Here is a 23314-nt window from a genome sequence, read left to right on the forward strand (position 1 = left end):
ATCTCCTTAACGCCCCTTTTGGGGCCTGAGCAGTTGATGCGCACCGGAAAAGCGCAGCAAGGAAGTACTTTCCGGCAGCGACTGGATATCGATACCATTGGATGCCAGGGCATTGAGCATGTCCAGGCGCTGGTTGCCGTCGTGTCTGACCGGGCCGTAGCATCCCCGGCAGGGTACCCGGGCGGAAATGCAGCGTGGAATCACGGAATCACCACCACAACCGGCGCGGGTGACCGGGCCCATGCACAAAATGCCCTGTTCCAGCAGGCAACGCATGCGATCGATGGGTTCACCGGGAGTGAATTTGGGTTTCTGTAAAAACCGTCGCAATTGCTTGAGCTGGCCTTTGCCTTCCCGGATGGTCGGGCAGGTATCGCAAACGCTTTTGCCCCTCAGCGTGGGAGCCTTGCCCTCAAGCAAAGCCACAAGCGCGCCGAAAATCTGATCCGAGTGGGGCGGGCATCCGGGAAGATAGACATCCACCTTGATCTTCTCATCCAGGGCGTAAGCAGAATCCAGAAGTGGAGGAATACCGTCCGAGGGAAGTCGCTCCGCCGGAGTCGTGCTTTCGGTTGAGTAATAGCGGGCCAAAAGATCGGGATTGGCATAGCTGTTGGAAAGGGCCGGAATCCCCCCGTGGGTGGCACAGGTGCCCAGGGCAATGATCAGCTTGCACTGCTTGCGCATTTCAAGGGCCACTTCCAGATGATCCTCATTGCGGATGCCGCCGCTGATGATGCCGACATCGGCCTCTGGAATGGCCAGATGCTGCCCGTCACCGGTCTGTCCAAAATATTTATGATCCATCAGCACCGGGATGTGAACGAAATCCACGAGGTTGAGCACATCCAAAAGGCGCTCGCCCATATCGACGATGGAAATTTCACAGCCCGAACAGCTGTTGAGCCATTCGCTTGCAACTTTTACACTCATTGGTTTTCCTCATCATTGGATGATATTGCCGGCCAGGTGTCCCTTGGTGGCGGTCAGCCAACTACGGTAACACCGGTTTTTCCGTTTTCACGACGATGCTGACGCGCCATTTTCTTCTTGCGCGCCGACCAGCCACGCACCAGACTCAATGCATGGCTGGCAAAGGTTTCATCCTCGTCGTGGGTCATTTCCTCGATGGCCTTGTCCCTGGCATCGGCAAAGGCCGCCCGCCCGAGTGGCGTGCGAATGATGGCGGTGGTCCAGCCTTCCCGGGCACCGATACCGCCAAAGGAGATGTCGGCGAACTCGGCCGAGTAATCACCGCAATACCGGCATCCCACCCGTTTCATGAAATCAAGGTTTTCCAGGGGAATATTGAGCATCTCGCCGTCTTTAAGGTGCACCTGGAAGTGCTCTTTGACGTTGAGACGCGCCACCTGCTCCCAGTCGAAGTGATAGTCGGTGGCCAGTTTTTCTCGCTCCTTGTCACCAAAGACAAAATTGCCCGAGCAAAGCAGGCCAAAGCAAAACTTGATCGAATCGGCAGGCACGATATCCATGGCTTCCATGCGCCGGAAGGCCTTGATCTGGCAGGGCATGCCCACCAAGGCCACCCGATTCAGGCCTTTGCGCACCATGGGAGCAAATTCCTCGATGGAGGAGTAGGTCAAATAGGCATCGCTGAACTGTTTCATTCCGTGAGACGTATCAAAGTAAAACCCGGCCGCACTTCGAATTTCCTCGGCACTGGTGGCCAAACAGGGTTGACGCTGAAACGGTCCGGCCGGTTTGGTAACAATCGCGCCATCGATGCGTCCGGTTTCGAAAAGATGTAACAGCAGGGCGGTGACCACCCCGCCATCCGTGGCCGATGCCCGCACCTCGGGGTCCAAAGCCCTGGCGATTGTGGTTTCGATGACGCGTCCCATGGGGGCGCTCCAGGCGGCACGCTGCTTGGTGACCGCCTCCAGTTCATCGATCTCCGGGCAAATGCTGTAGCACAGCCCGCACTCGATGCATTTTTCGATGTCACCGTAACGGGGTTTGCCGTCCGGGTCCAGTTCCAGGGCGCCGTAGTTGACGGCGTTGCAAAACGTCACGCATCCACCGCAACGATGGCAGCGTCCCGGCTTATGGACCTCTTGGATCAAGTTGAAAAAGGTTTCCATCGCTTCTCCTTATTAACCAGCTGCCGCCATGGGGTTACTCGATGGGTTGGGTCCCAACGCGCGAATGGTTTCCGTAAAACGCGTGACCACCTCGGCGAAACGCGGTGCCTCGGCCGACGAGACCCACTCCAGGGCGAAGCGCCGGGGATCGATGCCGCCTTCCGCCAGTATGATATTAATGACTTGGGCTCTTGCCTTGGCTTTGTGATTACCGTCCAGGTAATGGCATTCTCCCAGGTGTCAGCCCATCACGATAACGCCGTCGGCCCCCTTTGAAAGCGTGTCCACCACCAGGTCAGGCGGCACCATGCCCGAGCACATGACCCGGATGGGACGCATGTTGGGCGGATACTGCAGGCGCGATACACCGGCCAGGTCACCGCCGGCATAGGCGCACCAGTTACACAAAAAACCGATGATTACGGGTTCGAATGGTTCTGACATGAATAATCTCCTCAAAGAATCAATCATCGAAAAAATATTGAAATCGATTTTTCTATCGGCCCTCTCGAATAATGGGGCTTGCCGTGTCGGGGCACGGCGCGCCGTGCCCCTAAGTCCTCACGGATATCAGTTAGGCAGCGGTTCAGACTCGGACAACCGTTGCCGGATCGGCTCCAGGGCGGCTTCCACCTGGACTTTGAGCTGCTCCAGGGTAAACCCGTGCACGAAAATGCCGCCCTTGGGACAGGTCGCCTCACACAGCCCGCACCCCTTGCACAGGGCGCTGTCCGTCGTCACCCGCCGGGCAGGCACACCGTCGATCATCTCGTCCACCAGGGATATGGCCTTGTAGGGGCAAACATCCAGGCACAGGGCGCAACCATCGCAGGCCTCGGTAACAAAGGATTTGATGGGGTCCAGTTGCATGGCGGCCTTGGAAAGCACCACACCGGCCCGTGACGCGGCGGCCTTGGCTTGCGCCACGGCTTCATCGATGGGTTTGGGATAGTTGCAAAGCCCGGCAACGTACAGGCCGTCAACGCTCATGTCCACGGGCCGCAACTTGGGATGGGCCTCGTTGACGAACCCTTCCGGGTTGCTGCTAAACTTGAAGATATCGGCCAGGGCACTGTTATCGGCAGGCTCGATGGCAGCGGCCAGCACCAGATAATCGGTGGTAATGGCCACGGGCAGCTGAAGCACCGGATCTTTGGTGCGCACAACGATATGTTGACCATCGAGTTCAACCTGCGGCTTGTTGTCCACGTCGAAACGAATGAACACCACCCCCAATTCACGCGCCCGGGTGTAGAGCGTTTCGCGCAACCCGTAGGTACGGATATCCCGATAAAGCACATACACGTTCATTTGCGGATTGATGGTTTTCATCTCGATGGCGCTTTGCACCGTGTGGGTGCAGCACACCCGGCTGCAGTAGGGGCGCCGCGCATCCCGCGATCCCACACACTGGATGAACACGGCACTGTCGGCGCTTGCCAGGGCGTTGGGATCCTTTTGCATGAGGGCATCCAACTGCAGGTGGGTAAGGATATGGTCATGGCTGCCGTACATGTATTCATCGGGCGTGGATTCTTTGCCGCCGGTGGCCAATACAGCCGCCCCATAAGCGATGGTGCGAGGGGTGCCGTTGACGTCCAGGTCACTGGAAAAATTGCCCACGGACCCGGTGGCGGTCAGCAATGTGGTCTGCATCAAGACCTCGATCTCAGGATGGGCCATCACGTCATGGGTGAGCGTTTCCAGCATGGGGCCAATGGCTTCTGCCTGGCTGGTCCGGCCAAGATGCCAGGCATTGCCGCCCAACCGGTCGCTGCGCTCGATCAGCACAGTGGGAAATCCCTGACCGGCCAGCATCAGTGCGGCCTTCATACCGGCGATACCGCCGCCGATCACCAAGGCCTTTTGCACCACATCCACCTTGATCGGAGTCAGGCCGTAGGCCACCGAGGCCCGTGCCACGGCCATGCGCACCTGGTCCTTGGCCTTCTGGGTGGCCTTTTCAGGTTCTTTCTGGTGAACCCAGGCATTCTGATTTCGGATATTGGCCATTTCCACCAGATGTCCGTTGAGACCTGCCTCTTTGAGAGTATCCTGGAACAAGGGCTCATGGGTCCGCGGCGTACAGGCGGCGACAACAATACGGTTGAGATCGTGTTCCTTGATCTTTTCGCTGATCAGACTCTGGGTGTCCGTTGAACAGGTAAACAGGTTGTTTTCCACCAGCACCACATGGGGCAGGGTGGCGGCATAATCGGCAACGGCGGCCACATCCACCACATTGGCGATGTTGATACCGCAGGCGCAGACAAAGACACCGATGCGCGGCGCTTCGCCGTCCAGTTGGCGCTCGTCCGGATAGGTTTTGGTCTGGGTCAGGGAACCTTTGGCCGACACCAGCGCACGGCTCGCCTCGGCGGCGGCGGTCGAAGCCTGGGTGACCGACCGTGGAATGGCCATGGGCGCCTGGAAGCTGCCACTGACATAGATGCCGTCCCGGGAACTGGTTACCGGCCGAAAACTGTCGGTCTTGGCAAAATGATGCTCGTCCAGGTCAATGCCCAGCCGCTCGGACAAGGCAATGGCATCCGGTGAGGCTTCCATGCCGATGGACAGCACGGCCATGTCGAAGTCCTCGGTGGTCTGGGTGCCATCTTCCAGGGTGTAGGTCAATGTCACACCGGAATTACCGGGCCCCGGATCGATCGTGTGCGGCCGCGCGCGCACGAATTGAACCTGTTTGTGCATGGCATCTTCATAGTAGTGCTCGAACTCTTTGCCGTGGCTGCGAATGTCCATGTAAAAAATGGTTTGGGCCAGTCCGTCGCCGGAAAGATGCTCGGCCGTCACCAGGGCCTGCTTGATGGCGTACATGCAGCAGACACTGGAGCAGTATCCATTGTCGCAGCGGTTGGTGTTTCTGGAGCCAACGCACTGCAGCCAGGCGATTTTCTTGGGTTCCTGATGATCCGAGGGTTTGACCAGATGACCCTGGAACGGACCACTGGCGGACAGCATGCGCTCGTACTCCAGACTGGTGACCACATCCGGAATGGTCCCGTAGCCATAGTAATCCATGCCTGACGGATCAAACGGCTTGTATCCGGGGGAGAGAATCATGGCCCCGACATTCAGCGTCAAGGTGGTTTCCTGGTCTTCGAAATTGATGGCACCGGTAGGGCAGAATTTTTCGCAGGCCCGGCATTTTCCCTTGGTCAGGTAAAGACAATGCTCGGGATCGATCACGTATTTCAGAGGCACCGTCTGTCCGTACTGAATATAGGCGGCTTTGCGCTTGGACACGCCCATATTGAATTCGTCATCGACTTTTTTGGGGCATTTCTGGGCACACAGACCGCAGGCAATGCATTTGTCCATGTCAATATAACGGGGTTTCTGACGGACGGTGACGGTAAAGTCGCCTTTTTGTCCACTGACATCAACGATTTCAGAAAGGGTAAATAGCTCAATGTTTAAGTGCCGACCGCACTCGACCAACTTGGGCGAAACAATTCACATGGCACAGTCATTGGTTGGAAAGGTCTTGTCCAGTTTGGCCATCACGCCGCCAATCCCCGGACTCTTTTCCAGAAGGTACACATAATACCCCGAGTCGGCCAGATCCAGGGAGGCCTGGATACCGGCGATTCCACCACCGACCACCAATACCGATCCAACGTTTTTCTTGCTCATGGGCGTCTCTTTTCGTTTTACAGGCGGGTGTGCTACGCTCAACAGTTCAGGTTCCGAATGATTCTGGTCGGCATTGATCCATGGCTGCACGACAGTAATGGGTATGCCTTGGGACTCGGCAAATTTGAGAAATTGGTCCTTGGGAATCTGATATTTTTTCCCCACAGTGGGTGTTGCGTCCAATACCCCGCCCTTTATCCAATTGCGCACGGTATTGCGGTGAACCCCCAATGCCTGGGCCAATTCGCCCACGCGAATGAAGATCATGGTGCCTCCTTTCCAATCATTTCCAAAATTTTATCGCTGGCCACGGAAACGGCCGATGCAACCGGTGGTGACAATCCCGGGGCAACGTGATCGGGTATGGTTTCGACCTGTGCGACAAGCACGTGAATGTCCATGTCGGTGGCGGTTTTCAGTTCAACGAGCATATTTGTCGTGGGAAACTGATGGAGTGAGAAATCGCTGGTTTTTTTGGGGTTCATCTCATCAATAGCAATTTCAAACACATCCCCAGGCTGTTTTTCGGGTTGCTGGGCTGCGTCCACGATAATGATCGTTCGAGGCTTTTGAGGGGAAAGTAAAATATCAAAAAGAAAATCACGGATGGATGTGCCCACGTCCAGGCACGCCACATGCTCCGGCATCGGACAATGGGCTTCAAGGTGGGCAACGACTTCGGGACCGAAACCATCATCTCCAAACAGGGGATTCCCACATCCGAAGACAAGGCAACGTTTTGTATGAATAAGTTCTATCATGGCACCCCATATCAGTTTTCAATGTGCATTTTGTGCAAACGCACTCCTACAATCCAATTTACGTGCCATTTGTGCAAAACAAAATTGTTATAGTTTTATTAATATGTTATAGCTTGCACAGCATTATTGCACAAATTGCACAATTGGGGTCTTATCACCCCAGGAATCATTTCGGATTTAAAATAATCCTAAAAGATCAAGATGTTATATATACGAGGCCAAATTTCTTCGTTTTGGGGTGATAAGACCCCATTCAACATTGTGCTCAGGCCAAATAAAATTTTTTGTATCCATTTTACAATTTGAACCTTTTGACAATGGGATCACCTGTTGGTTTCCATTCGTCGGCCCCCACTGTTTTGCTTGACACCATCTCCAATTTATTGTTTTTAAGTTAAAAAGGGGACGATATGATTAAAGCGCAATCTACGGGTTGTAGTGATATTGGAAAAATCCGCCGGGCAAATGAAGATAGCTACCTCCTCAACGAATCCATGGGGTTGTATGTTGTAGCAGACGGCATGGGCGGCCACCGCGGAGGCGGCATGGCCAGCCAGATGGCCATTGAAGCCATTGACCAGTATATGTCTGACCCATCGTTGCAACAGCAGTACAGCGATGAAAAAAGCGGGCTACAAAATCGCTATGCCAGTTGCCTGATTCAAAGCATTCGCCTGGCCAACAAGCAGATCTACGACCGATCCGTCTCCGAAGAAGCGTTTCGGGGAATGGGAACCACCGTTTCCGCCCTTTATCTGACGGACAATACCATGATCACCGCCAATGTTGGTGATAGTCCCATTTTTCTGCTTAGAAATCAGGAAATTGAGCAGCTATACACGCCCCACACCCTGCTTCACGAGCGCAAAAAAATCCCCAAATCAATGGAAGGTCGTTTGTCCAAGGCCAAACTGGGACACATTCTTACCCGGGCGGTGGGGATACGGTCGGAGGTCAAGGTCGATCTTGTTGAAACACCCTGCTTCAAGGATGACATCATTGTGCTGTGCAGCGATGGTCTGAGCAACAAAATCAGTAAGGAAGAAATCAGAGATCTGGTCTGCGACAACGATATTGAAGACGCCTGCAAAAAGATGACCGACTCGGCAAATCAACGCGGAGGAGAGGACAACATCACAGTCATTATTGTACGCATTGTATCGACAGAAAAAGGTTCGGCCGGAACGCTCTTTCACCGTGTATTCCATATACCCCAAAGGATTGCTTCCCTTTTTCGCGTTCAAAAGCGTTCCTGATCAAACGAAAACTTCTTTTTTTTTCACAAGTACCGATATTGTGTATTATCGGCAAGATCGACGCCGACGACAATCAACCGGTCGTCAAAAAGCATATAGGGCTGCAATAAAAGGCTGACCAATGATCAGACTACTTGTAAAATTCAAGGATAGAACTGTAAAGGAACTCGCCCTTGATCGAATCCCCACCCTGTCCATCGGGAGGAGCGCCAATCACGATATCGTGATCGATAATTTTGCGGTGTCGGCAAATCATGCCCTGATCACCAAAGATGGCAACCGATATGTATTAAAGGACACCAACAGTAAAAACGGGACCTTTTTAAACGGTTACACGGTTGATCAGGCAGTTTTAAAAAATGGTGATGTCATCACCATCGGTAAGCATAGCCTGGTTTTTTTAGATCGTGGAAGAGCTCGTCCCAGACCTGAACAGGGTGGATTGAAAACCTCCAGCGTTCCTGATGATCCGGGCCCGGACCACACCATGTTCATGGATACCGAAGTCTATCGGCGCATGCTGGCTGAAAGCGGCGACATTCCTGGAATTCCCGAGACGCAAGCCCATGTCGTTTTTTTATCTGGTGAAAAAGGCCATCTGAACCTGGACAAAAGTGTGGTTACCATCGGCAGAACCAACCACTGTGATATTATCATTTCCGGCTTTTTTTCTTTCCTGGCAGGTGATCCGGCAGCGACCATCAGCAAGACCCCCCAACACCACTACATCAGCAGCGTCGGTGGCTGGGTTAAGCCCAAGGTCAATGGGCAGGTCATTCGCGGCCCCGTCCGTTTGAAAAACATGGACATCATCAAAGTGGGGACCGTGATCCTCCAATATGCCTCGGGTGATCAGGGGTAAGCTATCCCCATTTTTGCCAATTACCGCCCAAACAGTTAATTACGGAAGTGCGCACCATGAAAAAATGGATCGTTTTGATTGCTTTTTCAGTTTGTTGCGCGGCTGCGATCTCATTTATAAAAATCGATCAGGCGGCCAGTAAAAAAGTTATCTATATCAAAGGCGGAGATCCTGTGTTGGCTGACCGGGTCAGTCAATCGGACCAGTTTATCATTTATGAGGCCGATGGCGGGCATGGGATGTTTATGAAAGATGACGTCACTTCCGTAGGAACGATTCAGGTCCAAAAAAAGACGTCCATGTTGAATATGATTGATCGGACCAAGCAGCAGGTCATGGCGGACATGGGATTCAGCGCAACGGTCATTCATGCTGCGGATAGTCGCCTGCTGGTCTTTTTAATCGCTCTGGGATTGACATCCGGCATCATGCAGCTGACCTTGCTGCTGGTTACCATGATTAAAACGCACTGGCTTGCATCACCCGCCAAAGAACAGGACTCTTCGGATGCCGATAAAAACAGTGTGTTTACCCCAGATGATGAAGAGACTTCTGAATATCGTGATCTTGTTTTATTCTTTTTAAAAATATTTAAACTTCAAAATGGACTTGGGTCCGATGCTGTGTCCCGCTTTTCCATCGATTCGACGGCTGCGCCAGGCAAAAGAAAAGTTTTTGAATTAGGCGTTAAAGGCAATAGCGACTGGATCAACCGGCGGATGTCCATTGCGCCGTTAGGGGAAGACTCCGGAAGTAAAAGCAAATGCTATTACGTCATTTACGACACCCATATGGTAGTAAAAATACCGCCGGAACGGGTAACGGACATCGCCAAATACATCAACGACATTCGTCGGGAAGTCCAGATCACCAGCCAGCTGGCGCCAATGGCCTGTATCGTTCCCATGGTATCGGTCATCCTTAAAAAAATACAGAAACTGCCCTTTGAAAAAAGCCTTACCCAGGAGCAGCTGGAAAAGCAATATATACGAATGGTCGAAGAGAAACCGGAATATCAGGACTACCTTAAAATTGGCGATTGTTTTGCCTTTTTCATGGAATTGACCAATAATTTTTTTCTGGGAAGCGTCATCGATGAACTGCACAAACAAAAAAACGAAATTGGTGAAGAAATCCGGGAATCACCAGAGGTTGCCTGGAACCAGGAAGCCTTTACCACTCGCTATGGACTTGAATCCCTGCCTGTTTTTGAAAGTCTTCAAACACTTTACCGGCGTTGTGAAACCCAAGCCCTTCAGGTCATCAAAGAAACCGGCCAGGACACCACCATCCATCAATTTCATCTAAAAAACTGGTTTTTAGCCTGTATCACCGGCGAAGACCTTCAAGGAACGGATAAAGATGTCGATGCCGACTTGTTGGTCAAGATAAAAAAGGAGTTCAGCACCATTTTCAAAGCCAATCCCAAACAGGTAAACGACCTTGTTCGACTTCTGAAAACACAGCTGGCGACCAAAACGTTCTTAAAAAGCCGTCAACAGATCCAAAATGTTGCCTCCAATATGTTGACCTTGCTATGCCAGCTGAAGGAAAAGCGCATTGCGCTGCGGGATCTTAAGCCGGACAACCTGTTTCTGGACGCCGCGCCTGACAATTATCCGGTATTTCTTAATGATTTATCGTCCTTTTCGATTGGTGTGATTGATGTGGAAACGGCTGTGTCCCTTGTCCCCAAGGCCGATGGATCCATTGCTCAGCCACTGATCGGGGGCACCCCCTTGTATGCCACACCACTGCATCTATTAAAAAACCAGACCATCTCCAAATTCTTCGGCGACCTGCCCGAAGCACTCCACTTGGAGGATTGGTTTGCCACCATTGCAATCATTTTCAGGGCCATTACTGGAAAGAACCTGTTTCCCAGAGCCGCGCGAACGTTTCCGGCCCTCTTAAAAATTCTTAAATCCAGCCGAAATCGATCCGCCCCTGACGAGGCCACCGTAAAAAAAATGAGCAGAACCTTTTGGTCAGCGGCAGTCGTTGATATGAAAAAACAACTGACAGCATTTTCAGACATACTCAATCGATTGACCGTATTGATTCCCGAAGAGATGCAAAAGCCCATTAAAAGCGAACTGGAACGGGAAAAAGCATGCCTCAGCCAAGCCATCCAGAAGCATATTTCCCTTTTCCCGTTGACGAAAAGTCAAAAGAACAAGGCGTTTTTGGTAAGCGCCGCCATGGCCGATATTACCAAACAAATTGATCGATGGGAAAATACAGATAAGCTTCCGGAACAGCATCGCCAAATCGCTCCCCAAATGGTCTCTTTTCTAAAAAACCTGAATCGACTGAAAAAAGGAGAAAAGGAAAAACGCGATGCGGTGTCCAGCGCTGCCATGTCACCGTGTGAAATCAGCGCCTATTCACTTATCGAGGCCATGTTTCAAATCGCTTTTCGGGCCATGTATAAATCCCCCTGGAAGGCCCTGACCAAGCCAACCCAACAAACTGAAGAGAAGATCGCCGTAAAGGATGATCGGGATCTGGTGACAACCATTATCAGCACAGACTAGCGCAGCAATCCATGGCGCTTCATTTTTGTAAACAATGTCTTGCGATCGATGCCGAGCAGTCCGGCCGCCTTGCTGCGATGCCAACGATTTTGGTCTAAGGTCTGCTCGATCAGTTTTTTTTCATAAGCATCAATCATCGCGCGCAATGGGCCCAGATTGCTGCCTTCTGCGACCGGTTCAGGCGGCGTGGCGTCAATGGGCTGCAGCGTCGATTCCATGAGTTCAATCTTCTGGGAATGGGAATAACGGATGATGACATTTTGCAGCTCGCGCACATTTCCCGGCCAATCATAGGCCATCAGCTGTGCCATCATACGATCATTGATGGGGAGCAGATTTTTCTTTCCCCCGTAAAGCATCATAAAATGATCGATCAGTAAGGGTAAATCGTCTTTACGCTGCTTTAAGGGGGGCAGATAGATTGGCAGAATATGGATTCGGTAGAAAAAATCCTTACGCATCCGCCGGCTTTCCATGCGTTCTTTCATGTCTCGATTGGTAGCGGCAATGATACGGATATCAGATTGGCGAACTTGATTGGATCCAATGGGGGTATACCCGCCACCTTCAATGACACGCAGTAGTTTGACCTGCATGTGCGGACCGATCTCGCCAATTTCATCTAAAAACAGCGTCCCTTGGTGAGCAAAATCAATATACCCCTGCTTGTCTGTCCCAGCCCCGGAAAAGGCACCTTTCACATAACCGAAGAATTCCGACTCGATCAAATTTTCAGGGATGGCACCACAGTGGACGGGTACAAACCGTTCCTGCCGCCGCTCACTCATGTCGTGGATCGCATGAGCGACCAGTTCCTTTCCCGTACCGGGTTCACCGTAAATGATGACCGTGGCGTCGGAGGAGGCGGCATTGATGATCTGTTCATAAATCGCCTGCATGGGCTTGCTTTTGCCAACAAGATTTCCGAATTTACTACGTTGCGTGATCTTGCTGCGCAGCAGTGTATTCTGCCTGCGGAGCTGGGATGCGTTTTTTTTATGGGACAGCTCCACGGTTTTGCGGGCATGGATATCAGTTACCACCGATAGATGCGAAATGGATTGATCGGCTTGAACGATGGGCGTGTTGACACTGTAATACCAATGGCCATCCATTGGATTTTTCACTTCGAAACGCACCGTTTCACCATCCAGCACTTGATCGTGAACACAAAACGGGCAGGCGGAGGAGCGCTGGTACAGGACTTGGTAGCATCGCTGGCCGATGGCAGCATGTCCGATTTTGTTTTTTAGCTGCTCATTCATGTACTCGATCAAAAACGATTCCGACACCAAATAGATCAACCCGTCAACGCTTTCAACAATGGCCGACAACAAGGCTTTGCTTTGAACGATTTGATCCTCGGCCCGTTTCAGGGGCGTGATGTCCATGAAGGTGCCGATGCTTTTTTGCGTGCCAGGAATCAGATCCAGCGTCAGATAGACGTGCTTGATTTTTCCATGCTTATCTTTGATGCGGCAGGCCAGCTCGCGTGGCACATTCCCTTTTCCAGATCGCCTGTCCGCATGATAGGTGATCAGCAGGTCATGGTCCGCTTCAATAAAAAAATCGGTCCAGGTCATCCGGCCTTCAATCTCGGCTTTTGTGTATCCCGTGAGCCATTCAAATTGCGCATTGACCTTTGAAATCGTCATATCCGCTTCTTTGACAAAGGCGCCCGTCCCCGTGTTTTCAAAAATGGCCTGATAACTGGCATCGCTATGCCGCAGTGCATCCCATTCCGGTTCATAGTGGTACAAAAGCCGTTCATACTCGCGGATTTTGCTTTTGTACTCGTCCAGTTGCCGTAGCAGATGGTTGTCGTTGGATGAGTCCATGAAAAAGGTCCTGTTCGCATGTGCTCCAAGGTTGATCAACGCGATGCCTGACACCCCCAACGCCATGGATGTCATTTGTTTTGTAAATATTGATAACTGATTTGGCTCAAGAAAGTCAATTTCGATGAAATTGATAAAACGGCTGGGATTTATAATCAATTTCAAAAAAAACGCCGTCAGCACCTGTATTTTTGATATCAGGCACTGCCGGCGTTTAAACAGACAAAAAACGGTGCAACGCTTTTACTTATAATTGTTGAAAATACAAAAACCGTTTACTCTTCAACGGCAACAAGCCTTTGGGCAACGTCTTTTCCACCAACGACCATACCGATCACGGCACCCAGGGCGGCGTCCTGATTAAGCTTTTGCATGCTGATCACTAAATCATAGTTCAACGGATCAGCCACATCGGCATGAAAGGACTGCTGGACAAAGGCGGACCGGCGGTTTTCCCTGTTCAAGACCCGCCGCTTGGCTTCTTCAAGGTTAACACCAAACTCTTTGGACACATTCGCTACCCGGGCATCAAATGGAGCGACCACACGAATACTCAACCGGTTTTCCGGTGGAATAAGAAAATTGGCACCTCGCCCAACGATAACGGCATTACCATGACTGGCAATCGTGGCCACAACTTTCATCAGATGATCCAGGTAGACCCCGGGCCATAAATAACGGTCATTGACCAGGGAAGAAATGAAATCCTCAATGCCGGTCAACCGTTCCTTTTCCATGGTTTCGATGACGGCACTACTGATATGCGCGCTTTCCGCAATTTCCTTGATAATATCCCGATCAAACAAATCTATGTTGAGCCGTTTGGCAATCAGCTTCGCAAGAATACGTCCGCCACTGCCTGGCTGCGAAGAAACCGTGATCACCGGAATATTACTCTGGGTTTGCGTCTTCCACTTTTCAATCTGTTCTTTGACAAAATTTTCGATGGAAGGACTGGTTTCCATATTCTCTTTTTTTTACCCCTCGCCCAGTTTGCAAAAAAATTATATTGGATGCCGTCTTACAAAGGCGGCGGAATAAAAAATGGACAACAGCCATTACATGGCTGCAGTGGTGTTTGTTTATGACGCCACCGCATCCCCTTCACTTTGCATGCCCTGCATATAGATATCAAAAAGGCGCTGATTGTCGCTTTCTGTAATGATCTTGGGCAACTGTTGCGTAGCTTGCTCGAAAGCCAAGTCCGCCAGCTCCATCTTCAGCCGGCTTTTGGCCTGAGCGATACGGGTTTCCATTTTCTTGTGGGTTTCCTCGATCATGGCCGCACTTTGCACCCGGGCCTGCTCAACAATCTGCTGTTTTTTCGTTTCGCCCTGGCTAATCAAGCGCTCTTTTAGCTCTTTCAATCGGACTTCACTTTCGGCAGCTTGGGTTTTGGCGGCCTGGATTTCTCCAAGCACCCGTTCTTTTTCGGTTTCCAATTCGTCGAGTTCCGAAACCACATCTTCTTTTTGCTGTTTGAGAAAATTCTTGATGGGTTCTCGACCATACTTGACGATCACAGCAGCGAGGATGAGAAAGTTAACCCACCTGAGAATCAGGTCGTAGGTGGGTCTCCATTCGGGATTGTCCCCCGCCATCGCAATCGACGGCATCATCATCGCCAGCATGAGCGTGATTGTGATCCATGACCATCCGATGTTGCACGATTTGACCGTTTTCATGATTGCAGACTCCGATGCAACACTTTTTCCATGATTATCGTGGTGATGGCATCCACCTCCCCGGTAAGTTGCTCTCTGGCGGCTTTGATCTGCGCCTCGACCTTTTGTTCCGTTTCCTGCCGCAAGGCCGTAATTTGCGATCGCGCCGCATCCATAACCTCTGAGGCACTTTTATCAGCCTCTGCCTCCAACGTTTTCACGACACTATCAGCTTCCTTCAGCACCGATTTGCGCTGCTCGTCCAGATCCTTGGTAATGCTGTCAAGGTCGGTATGCGCCTTTTCGATATCTTCTTTTACGATTGCAAAGTGGTCTTTTCGCTGTTCCATGGTTTGGAGTAGCGGCTGGATCATCACCCGGTTCAAAATGAACAGAAAAATTAGAAAGGATATCAATTGGGCGAAAAGGGTTTCATTGATACTGATCAAAGCCGTAGCGTTAATGATCTCCATGGTCCATCACTCCGTCTGGATTAAAATACGGATGCACATTGAGCCGATAGGCAACTAGCCGAAAAAAAACGTGGACTACACCACAAAAAGCAAAAGCAATGCAACCACCAGCGAATAAATACCGGTCGACTCGGAAACGGCCTGACCAACGAGCATGGTACGGGTCAGCAGACCGGCTTCCTTGGGGTTGCGTCCAATGGCTTCGCAAGCCTTCGCAGCCGCCATGCCTTCACCCACGCCCGGTCCAATGGCGCCGAGTCCCATTGAAAGTCCTGCACCCAAAAATGCCGCTGCTTTTATTAGATCTACGCCTTCAATTGCCATCGTCTACCTCCGCAAATTAGTAAGGTTGGTAAATTATACGTTAAACTAAATGACAAAGATCAAAATCAATGCGATAACCAACGAGTAAATACCCGTAGACTCTGCCACCGCCTGGCCGACCAGCATGGAGCGGGTCAGTTCCGCAATGGCCAAGGGTCTTCGGGCAATCCACTGAACCGCGCTCCTGGCGGTGAACCCTTCACCGACCCCCGGGCCAATGGCGCCGATGCCCATACAAAGACCGGCACCCAACAGTGCCATGGCCGGCGCAATGGTGTCGGCCGCCGGAAACTGCTTGAACATCAGAATAAAACTGACCAACAGTCCATATATGGCCGTTGTTTGGGTGACCGCCTGACCGAGCAGCATGACATTGGTCACGGTACCGGCCATTTCCGGATTGCGAGCGGTTCCCTCACAGCTGGTTTCCGCCACCAATCCGCCACCGACCCCGGAACCGATAGCGCCGAGCCCGGAAGCCAATCCGGCACCGAGGATCGCCGCCCACGTCGGAGAAACGGGCCGGCCGGCAAAATTGGTAAACAGCAGAATAAATGAAGTCACCAACGCAAAAATCGATGGTGTCTGGCAAACTGCCGAACCGATCAGCATATTGGTCATCAATCGGCCGCTCATGGACGGCTGTCTGGCCATGCCGATACACGCGGCACCGGCCGGATATCCCGACCCGACCCCGGATCCAATGGCCCCCAACCCCATGCAAATGCCGGCCGAGAAAACCACCGCAACAGTCACATACGACTCGGCGGAAAAATTGGAGAAGAGCAAAATCATGGCAACCACCAGTGCAAAAATCGAAGCCGATTCGGCAATGGCTTGCCCGACGAGCATAGATTTAAAAACATCGCCGGATATGCTAGGATTGCGTGAAATGGCGAAGTTGGCCTGAGCCGCCGTGTATCCTTCACCGATGGCCGCACCGATCGCACCGCATCCCATAGCTATTCCAGCGCCCGCAAAAGCTGATAACTTGACCCACGTCTGAATGTCTTGTTCCATGGTTTATTTCGCCTGCACAGAGATATAAACTACGGTTAACATAGTAAAAACGAATGCCTGAATGGCGCCCACAAAAAGTCCGAAAAACGCGTACAGAAAAGGTGGCAGCAAAACACTGTAAGTCAGGTACGAAACCACAAGAATGATAATGGCCCCACCCATGATGTTGCCGAACAAACGAAACGAGATGGAAACGATTTTGGCCAACTCACCGATCAGGTTGAGCGGCATCATGATGAAGAAAGGTTGGAAATACTCGCTGATGTACGCTTTAAACCCCTTGGTTTTGATGCCTACATAATGGGCGATGAAAAATCCCATAACACCAAGGCTAAGCGGCGTGTTCAGATCTTTGGTAGGCTCTTCCATGTAAGGAATGATACCGATCCAGTTGCACAGCACCAAAAACATGAACAACGCACAAACCAGTGGCGCGTAGGTTTTGGCCATTTGCCGGCCCAACGCATCTTCGGTCAGGTCGTAGAGCTTTGACACGAACAGTTCGCCAACCACTTGCATGGTCCCTGGAATGACTCCTCGATTTTTCGTGCTGAACACGCCAAGCAACAAAATCAACAGCATGACAATCCACGAATAAACGATCGCATTCAGGTTGAACACCATGTCGTGGCCAGACAAGGGAATGATGAGCTGGTAAACTTTTCCTAATTCTTCCATTGAATAAGCCCTTTTTTCACTTTCTCCATGAAAATTGAAAATTACGGTAGATGTGTTGGGTCAAAATGACCGTTTGCACCATAAACAACCCCGCAATGGTGGCCACCAAATCGAATCTGGGAAACTTTATGGCGATAAACAACGGAATGGCCATGAAAATGTATCTGAAAAGAATATTATATAGTGCAGCAAGTGAGGCTTTTTTACGATCGGGTCTGATCTTGGCGTGAAAAGAAAAGGCCATCAACACAAAATTGATCGTGCTGAAAAGCGCCCCGAGAACCACCCCCCGACAGACGGACTTATAGCCTAACAGCAAGAAAATCAGGCCGATGCCGATCGCCAGTGCCATGGCTTTGGTGCCATAGCTTTTTTGCATTTCACGGACGGGTAGTGCGGTGGTCATCAGGATCATCCTTTTTTTTGGGATCCATCACTTCAAGTATCTGTCGATAACAGACGTTAGCCCCACCGGCAATGCCGAGAAGAAGGAACATGGTTGTGAAGATACCTCTTATTCCCAACCATTTGTCGATAAAAAAACCGACAAAAAAACAAAATACGATACAACCGGCCATGGTCAGGCCCAGCTGCATGACAAGGGTCAGGTTTTCTGCCCAGTCTCTATTTTTCTTATAATTGAACACCCCATGTATCCGTTTTCAGTCATCGGTTTTTCTGTTTTGCCGGCGTTAAGACAAACCACTAGTGTCAGTTTAAATGCCAGTTAAATCAAAAAGCAGATAAAACGGTAGATCGTCAATGCACGTCAGAGCACATATCGAATATGTTACATAATTTTTATTGTGTGATTAATTTCCAAACAGCGGCAGAAATACCAAATATCATTCAGTGTTGTCAAGCATCATAATCGCTTAAGCCTTATTATTTTCTCTTCTACAAATTGCGTCAAAGTGTTCGAAAATGAGCACTTGGTTAGTAAAAGGGGAAGCATATCGAACCCAATTCTCAGACTGAGATTGAGTTCTTCGGCATATCATTCTAAGATGTTGAAACCTTTCATGGTAATACAACAAAATGAAGAATAAGGAGCAAATGATCACTATGGAAAGTCAAATCACAATTCTTGGCTCAGGCACCTGTGTTCCCTCGCTCGTACGCAACCCTTGTGCGTTGGTAATGAAGACCGAAAAAGACCATTTGCTTTTCGATTGCGGGCCCGGGGTGATGCGCCGGCTATTGGAAACCGGCATCTCGATCTTTGACATATCGACCCTTTTTCTCAGCCATTTTCACCCTGACCACAGCGGCGAGTTGGCATCGTTTTTATTTTCGTTGAAGTATTCATCTTTCGACCTGAAACAGCGTTTACTGACGATTGTGGCCGGACGGGGGTTCAAATTGTTTTTCGACCGCCTGCAAACGGCTTACGAAAACCACCTTTCCCTTCCCGAGAAACGCTTGCGTATTATCGAGATGGATACCGCCCGAATGGACCAGCATGCGTTTTCAACATTTACCGTGACCTCCATGCCTGTCGCGCACCGTCCCGAGAGTCTGGCGTATCGGATTACCGACAGGCGCGGCAAACAGATGGTCTATACGGGCGACACGGATGTTTGTGATGGGCTCACAGCCATTGCCGCCGGTGCCGATCTGATGATTTGCGACTCTGCTTTTCCCGACGGCCAGAAAGTCGACGGCCATCTGACCCCCTCACTGGCTGGTCAAATCGCCCAGGCCGCCGGGGTCAAACGTCTGGTTCTGACCCATTTTTATCCCCCATGCGAAACAGTGGATATTGAAAATCAATGTCGAAGTACCTATAATGGGTCGCTTGTACTGGCAAGGGACCTAATGACCTTGATCTTGTAAGGTTTTGATTATGCGATACTATCCTGTAAATCTCGATATCCGCGGACGACACTGTCTGGTGGTCGGTGGGGGGCGCGTGGGCGCGCGTAAGGTCAAAACGCTGGTCGACTGCGGCGCGGTGGTCACCGTGGTCAGCCCTGCGATCGTACCGTCGATTGCCAAACTGGCTGAAAGCCGGACCATTGGTTTGAAAAAGCGCCCATATCAGCCAACGGATCTGGAGGGCATGTTTCTGGTCATCGGCGCCACTGACGATGAGACGCTTAATCGTCGTATTCATGCCGATGCTGAACAGCAAAACATGTTGTGCAACATCGCCGACCGCCCGGAGATCTGCAACTTTACCCTGCCGGCGATTGTCAGGCGCGGTGATTTTATGATGGCCATCTCCACAGCCGGTAAAAGCCCGGCCTTTGCCAAACACATGCGCAAACAACTGGAAACCCAGTTTGGACCCGAATACGGGGTATTGCTGGATCTGATGGGTGCCATACGCCGCCAGCTCCTGGCCGAAGCCCATGAACCGGAAGCACATAAACCGCTTTTCGAGTCGTTGATTGCCGGTGATCTGCTGGCCCTGGTCAAGGCCAATGACATTGCCCGCATCGATCAGTTGCTGCATCGAGTTCTGGGCCCCGGCTATGGTTACCACCAGTTAATGCCCGACAACCCAAACGCCGGGGAGTAACATGGAGCCGCTTTTTATCATCGCCGTAATTGCTTACCTGATCAGCTGTGCCTGCTATTTCGGCTATCTCTTTTTCCAAAAACCGGTCCTCCAACGCATCGCTTTAGGGTTGATGCTGACCGCCTTTGCCCTGCATACCGCCTTTCTGATTGCCAGCGGTATCCGTGCCGGCAATTTCCCGGTCAACAATCTTCGTGAGACCCTGTCGGTGACGGCATGGGCAATCGCCGCCGTTTATCTTGGGTTTACCTATGTGTACAAATTAAAAATTCTGGGAATCTATGCCGCCCCATTGATCACCTTGACGTTGGTCGCCGCCTACAAAATGCCTGCGCCGGTGTTTGAAGACCCCAAGCTGTTCAAAAGCTGGTGGCTGGCCACCCATATTGTGACCATTTTTCTGGGTAACGCCGCCTTTGCCCTGGCCTGCGGTGTGGGGATACTGTATCTGCTTCAGGAAAAGGCCATCAAGCAAAAAAGGCGGGGATTTTTCTTCAGCCGGCTGCCATCATTGGATTTGTTGGATACGACCGGCTACGCCTGCATTGTGGTTGGTTTTTCAATGGTGACGATCGGTTTGATTACCGGCGTGGTTTATGCCAAGGTCATTTGGGGCCGCTTTTGGAGTTGGGACCCCAAGGAAGTCTGGTCGGCCATCACCTGGCTGTTTTATGCGGCACTGTTACACGAACGACTGGCGGTCGGCTGGCGAGGCAGACGGGCAGCGATCATGGCCATCATCGGCTTTGGCGTTATGCTCTTCACCTTTTTCGGCGTGAACTTTCTATTGCAGGGCCATCACGGAACCTTTACGGCCATGTAGGACAATATAGAGCCATGCACGACATTGTACTGATCGGACTGAATCATAAAACCGCCTCCGTGGACGTTCGGGAGTGTATCGCCTTCACACCGGATGAAACCGAACGGGCGCTGGTGACGCTGCGCAACCAGCCCGCCATTTCTGAATCGGTCCTTTTTTCCACCTGCAACCGCATCGAGCTGCTCATGACCGCAGCCGAAAGCCAGGCGGCCATCAATGCCGCCAAACAGTTTTTTTCCGAATTCAAAAACGTGCCATTATCTGCATTTGAAAGTGCGCTTTATCACTATACCGGAGACGAGGCGGTCCGGCATACCTTTCAGGTTGCCGCCAGCCTGGACTCCATGGTGGTGGGCGAGCCCCAGATTTTGGGTCAGATGAAAGAAGCCTACCGTCAGGCCACGCTGGAAAAAACCTCCGGTGTGATCCTCAACAAATTGCTCCACCGCACCTTTTTTGTCGCCAAAAAAGTACGCACGCAAACCGGCATTGGCGACCATGCAGTCAGTATCAGCTATGCCGCCATCGAGTTGGGTAAAAAGATATTCGGAGATCTTACCGGCAAACGGGTCATGCTCATCGGTGCCGGTGAAATGGCGGAACTGGCGGTCGAGCATCTGATCCGCAACCGGGCCGGTGCCATCACCGTGGCCAACCGCACCTTTGCCCGGGGGGTCGAGCTGGCCAAGCGTTTTTCCGGTGAAGCCATCAAATTCGAAGAGATCCCCGATACCATCAAAAATGTGGACATCATCATCAGTTCCACCGGTGCCACGGACTACGTGCTACGCAAAAATCAAATCAAAGAGGCCATGAAAAGCCGGCGCAATCGCAGCCTTTTTTTCATCGATATTGCCGTCCCCCGGGATATCGACCCGGCCATCAACCGCATCAGTAACGCCTATGTCTACGATATCGACGATTTAAAAGACATCGTTGACGAAAACATTGAGGATCGCCAGCGCGAAGCCCTTAAAGCCCAGCGGATCATCGATGAAGCCGTGATCGGCTTCCGAAAATGGTACGAGACCCTTGATGTGGTGCCAACCATCGTCTCGTTGCGTGGCAAAGTGGAAGCCATGGCCAGTCAGGAACTTAAAAAAACCCTGGGCTCACTGAGCCACCTTTCCGAAACGGACCAACGGGCCATCAAACGCATGACCGGTGCCCTGGTAAATAAAATTCTCCATGATCCGACCCAGTTTTTGAAAAAAAACGGGTGTCACGGCGACAAATCCGTTTCGCTTGATCTGACCCGTAAACTCTTTAATCTGGAGGAAGACCATTGAAATCAATCGCATTCCTGTTTCCCGGTCAAGGTTCCCAGGCCGTGGGCATGGGAAAGGACCTTTACGATGAATACGATAGTGTCAGGGACATTTTCGATGCGGCCGATGACATTGCCAAAGCGCATATCTCTCGCTACTGCTTTCAAGGGCCCATGGAAACCCTGACCGAAACCGTCAATCTTCAACCGGCCGTCACCGCCGTCAATCTGGCCTGCCTGGAAGCCATCGAGCGTGCCGGAATCAGCTGTCAATACACCGCCGGCCACAGCCTTGGCGAGTACAGTGCGCTGGCCTGTGCCGGCGTGGTATCCAAGGCCGATAGCCTTCGCCTGGTGTTCAAACGAGGCGAGCTGATGCATCGTGAGTCGCTGAAAAACAAGGGTGCCATGAGTGCCGTCGTGGGGCTGGACATCGATGCCGTCAGTGAACTGGTACAGGCGTGTCAACAGGAAGGTATCGTTTCCGTGGCCAATCACAACGCCGAGCAGCAGATCGTCATTACCGGCGAGCCTGAAGCCGTTGCAGCAGCAGCCGAAAGCGCCAAGGCCAAGGGCGCCCGGGCCATCGGTTTGAAAGTCAGCGGTGCCTGGCATAGCGAACTGATCAAAGGGGCCGAAGATGAATTCAGCGCTTTTTTAGCGGGCTTTCAATTCAACCCACCGACCCACCCGGTCATTCACAATGTAACCGCCGACGGGTGTGATGATCCGGACACCATTCGCCAGCTGATGGCCCGGCAACTGTGCAGTCCGGTAAAGTGGTACGATACCGTCTGCCGGCTGGTCGATGAAAAGGTCAATGTCTTTGTGGAGGTAGGCCCGGGAAAGGTGCTGACAGGCTTGCTGAAAAAAATTGTCCCCCGGGACGTGGATTATACCGTCTATTCGGTCAGCAACCTGAAGACATTGGAAGCGCTTGTTTCCAAGCTGAATTAAAGAACGCTTGCGCCAAGCGTTAAGCGGCAGCCATGCGGGATAACCGCAGGCTGCCGGCTTTTATAGGTATTGCCCGTCCACGAATGAAAAATCAATCCTCGGGTTCAATCCAAACGATGTGAGCCTTGTTGATGAACAATGTTTTTCCCTTGCTCTCCTGGAACGACGCGTCCACAACCGTGAGAAACGGCCCCTTGTTGAGCGACAGCAGATCCGAGACCCGCTGGTTTGGAGCAATATTGACCTTCCCCTGAACCGTCGACCCATCGATGGTTTTGATGCTCACAATCCGATAATCCGTTTCATATGTCTTTTCTTGCTCGGCCATTGGATCTTCTCCTTGATTGGCGGTGGTAAAGGCCAACGTTAAAATAATTATTTTAAGGGATATATTATCAGGACTCAAGAAAAAGATGCCACCATTTCGGAGTGAGGCCAAACAAAGCACCAACCATCCGAATAATCATGTAAAATGAATCTTGCTGAAACAACGATGCAGCTGACAAAGCACTTTACATGCCCATATGCATGTGTTAGCTTATTTTTTTTGGTGGGTTAAAGTCAACTTCACTTC

General features: G+C 51.4%; 23 protein-coding genes and 1 pseudogene. 8 read left to right on the forward strand and 16 right to left on the reverse strand.

Annotated features, from left to right (window positions below):
• Positions 1 to 6: 6 nt before the first annotated feature.
• The 6 genes and pseudogenes from Dvar_RS42395 to Dvar_RS42420 all read right to left on the reverse strand — a co-directional run bounded on the left by Dvar_RS42395 (position 7) and on the right by Dvar_RS42420 (position 6517).
• Positions 7 to 933, reverse strand: coding sequence for a methyl viologen-reducing hydrogenase (locus Dvar_RS42395; protein ID WP_419659510.1), 927 nt, complete (start codon positions 931 to 933; stop codon positions 7 to 9).
• 53 nt (positions 934 to 986) lie between these two features.
• Positions 987 to 2102 carry a Coenzyme F420 hydrogenase/dehydrogenase, beta subunit C-terminal domain gene (locus Dvar_RS42400; RefSeq protein ID WP_419659511.1) on the reverse strand — a complete coding sequence of 372 codons (1116 nt, stop codon included), beginning with the start codon at positions 2100 to 2102 and terminating at the stop codon, positions 987 to 989.
• Between the two features lie 12 nt (positions 2103 to 2114).
• Positions 2115 to 2546: a hydrogenase iron-sulfur subunit gene (locus Dvar_RS42405; RefSeq protein WP_419659512.1), complete on the reverse strand. Its 432-nt coding sequence runs from the start codon at positions 2544 to 2546 to the stop codon at positions 2115 to 2117.
• Positions 2547 to 2672: 126 nt separating this feature from the next.
• Positions 2673 to 5756, reverse strand: coding sequence for an FAD-dependent oxidoreductase (locus Dvar_RS42410; protein ID WP_419664239.1), 3084 nt, complete (start codon positions 5754 to 5756; stop codon positions 2673 to 2675).
• 120 nt (positions 5757 to 5876) lie between these two features.
• Positions 5877 to 6023: pseudogene (locus Dvar_RS42415) on the reverse strand (helix-turn-helix domain-containing protein); the annotation flags it as partial.
• Complete coding sequence (locus tag Dvar_RS42420; protein WP_419659513.1) at positions 6020 to 6517, reverse strand: hydrogenase maturation protease; 498 nt, start codon at positions 6515 to 6517, stop codon at positions 6020 to 6022. The pseudogene Dvar_RS42415 and the gene Dvar_RS42420, both read right to left, overlap by 4 nt.
• Before the next feature lie 410 nt (positions 6518 to 6927).
• On the opposite strand from Dvar_RS42420, the gene Dvar_RS42425 reads away from it, so the two are divergent.
• The 3 genes from Dvar_RS42425 (at position 6928) to Dvar_RS42435 (ending at position 11172) form a co-directional block, all read left to right on the forward strand.
• Positions 6928 to 7773 carry a PP2C family protein-serine/threonine phosphatase gene (locus Dvar_RS42425; protein ID WP_419659514.1) on the forward strand — a complete coding sequence of 282 codons (846 nt, stop codon included), beginning with the start codon at positions 6928 to 6930 and terminating at the stop codon, positions 7771 to 7773.
• A 121-nt stretch (positions 7774 to 7894) separates the two neighbouring features.
• A complete protein-coding gene (locus Dvar_RS42430) occupies positions 7895 to 8635 on the forward strand; it encodes an FHA domain-containing protein (protein ID WP_419659515.1) in 741 nt (246 codons plus the stop codon).
• 56 nt (positions 8636 to 8691) lie between these two features.
• Positions 8692 to 11172 carry a hypothetical protein gene (locus Dvar_RS42435; RefSeq protein WP_419659516.1) on the forward strand — a complete coding sequence of 827 codons (2481 nt, stop codon included), beginning with the start codon at positions 8692 to 8694 and terminating at the stop codon, positions 11170 to 11172.
• On the opposite strand, the gene Dvar_RS42440 is transcribed toward Dvar_RS42435, so the two are convergent.
• The 9 genes from Dvar_RS42440 to Dvar_RS42480 form a co-directional block, all read right to left on the reverse strand.
• Positions 11169 to 13010: a sigma 54-interacting transcriptional regulator gene (locus tag Dvar_RS42440; RefSeq protein ID WP_419659517.1), complete on the reverse strand. Its 1842-nt coding sequence runs from the start codon at positions 13008 to 13010 to the stop codon at positions 11169 to 11171. The genes Dvar_RS42435 and Dvar_RS42440 overlap by 4 nt on opposite strands.
• 275 nt (positions 13011 to 13285) lie before the next feature.
• Positions 13286 to 13975, reverse strand: coding sequence for an AAA family ATPase (locus Dvar_RS42445; protein ID WP_419659518.1), 690 nt, complete (start codon positions 13973 to 13975; stop codon positions 13286 to 13288).
• 117 nt (positions 13976 to 14092) lie between these two features.
• Entirely contained in the window at positions 14093 to 14695 is a 603-nt protein-coding gene (locus Dvar_RS42450) for a hypothetical protein (protein ID WP_419659519.1), read from the reverse strand.
• Complete coding sequence (locus tag Dvar_RS42455) at positions 14692 to 15147, reverse strand: hypothetical protein (protein ID WP_419659520.1); 456 nt, start codon at positions 15145 to 15147, stop codon at positions 14692 to 14694. The genes Dvar_RS42450 and Dvar_RS42455 overlap by 4 nt, the downstream gene beginning before the upstream one ends.
• A gap of 75 nt (positions 15148 to 15222) precedes the next feature.
• Complete coding sequence (gene atpE, locus Dvar_RS42460) at positions 15223 to 15471, reverse strand: ATP synthase F0 subunit C (protein WP_419659521.1); 249 nt, start codon at positions 15469 to 15471, stop codon at positions 15223 to 15225.
• A 45-nt stretch (positions 15472 to 15516) separates the two neighbouring features.
• Complete coding sequence (gene atpE, locus Dvar_RS42465) at positions 15517 to 16491, reverse strand: ATP synthase F0 subunit C (RefSeq protein ID WP_419659522.1); 975 nt, start codon at positions 16489 to 16491, stop codon at positions 15517 to 15519.
• A 3-nt stretch (positions 16492 to 16494) separates the two neighbouring features.
• Positions 16495 to 17169 carry a F0F1 ATP synthase subunit A gene (gene atpB / locus Dvar_RS42470; protein ID WP_419659523.1) on the reverse strand — a complete coding sequence of 225 codons (675 nt, stop codon included), beginning with the start codon at positions 17167 to 17169 and terminating at the stop codon, positions 16495 to 16497.
• A 16-nt stretch (positions 17170 to 17185) separates the two neighbouring features.
• Positions 17186 to 17575 (reverse strand): ATP synthase subunit I, encoded by a 390-nt coding sequence (locus Dvar_RS42475; RefSeq protein WP_419659524.1) that lies wholly within the window; start codon positions 17573 to 17575, stop codon positions 17186 to 17188.
• Positions 17550 to 17816, reverse strand: coding sequence for an AtpZ/AtpI family protein (locus tag Dvar_RS42480; protein WP_419659525.1), 267 nt, complete (start codon positions 17814 to 17816; stop codon positions 17550 to 17552). Before Dvar_RS42480 ends, Dvar_RS42475 begins: the two co-directional genes overlap by 26 nt.
• Before the next feature lie 418 nt (positions 17817 to 18234).
• Here Dvar_RS42480 and Dvar_RS42485 point away from each other — a divergent pair, with 418 nt between their 5' ends.
• From Dvar_RS42485 to fabD, 5 genes are read left to right on the forward strand one after another with little or no spacing between them, the layout of a single operon-like run.
• The gene (locus Dvar_RS42485; protein ID WP_419659526.1) at positions 18235 to 19005 is read left to right on the forward strand and encodes an MBL fold metallo-hydrolase; all 771 of its coding nucleotides are present in this window, start codon (positions 18235 to 18237) and stop codon (positions 19003 to 19005) included.
• 10 nt (positions 19006 to 19015) lie between these two features.
• A complete protein-coding gene (locus tag Dvar_RS42490; protein ID WP_419659527.1) occupies positions 19016 to 19693 on the forward strand; it encodes a precorrin-2 dehydrogenase/sirohydrochlorin ferrochelatase family protein in 678 nt (225 codons plus the stop codon).
• A 1-nt stretch (position 19694) separates the two neighbouring features.
• On the forward strand, positions 19695 to 20516 hold the full coding sequence (gene ccsB / locus Dvar_RS42495) for a c-type cytochrome biogenesis protein CcsB (RefSeq protein ID WP_419659528.1): 822 nt from the start codon (positions 19695 to 19697) through the stop codon (positions 20514 to 20516).
• A 14-nt stretch (positions 20517 to 20530) separates the two neighbouring features.
• A complete protein-coding gene (gene hemA / locus Dvar_RS42500; RefSeq protein ID WP_419659529.1) occupies positions 20531 to 21805 on the forward strand; it encodes a glutamyl-tRNA reductase in 1275 nt (424 codons plus the stop codon).
• Positions 21802 to 22740 (forward strand): ACP S-malonyltransferase, encoded by a 939-nt coding sequence (gene fabD / locus Dvar_RS42505; RefSeq protein WP_419659530.1) that lies wholly within the window; start codon positions 21802 to 21804, stop codon positions 22738 to 22740. Before hemA ends, fabD begins: the two co-directional genes overlap by 4 nt.
• Before the next feature lie 91 nt (positions 22741 to 22831).
• Here the strand turns inward: fabD and Dvar_RS42510 are convergent, their stop codons facing one another.
• On the reverse strand, positions 22832 to 23068 hold the full coding sequence (locus Dvar_RS42510) for a hypothetical protein (protein ID WP_419659531.1): 237 nt from the start codon (positions 23066 to 23068) through the stop codon (positions 22832 to 22834).
• Positions 23069 to 23314 lie beyond the last annotated feature (246 nt).

Origin of the sequence: Desulfosarcina variabilis str. Montpellier (assembly GCF_048565275.1) — a bacterium.
Taxonomy (GTDB): domain Bacteria; phylum Desulfobacterota; class Desulfobacteria; order Desulfobacterales; family Desulfosarcinaceae; genus Desulfosarcina; species Desulfosarcina variabilis.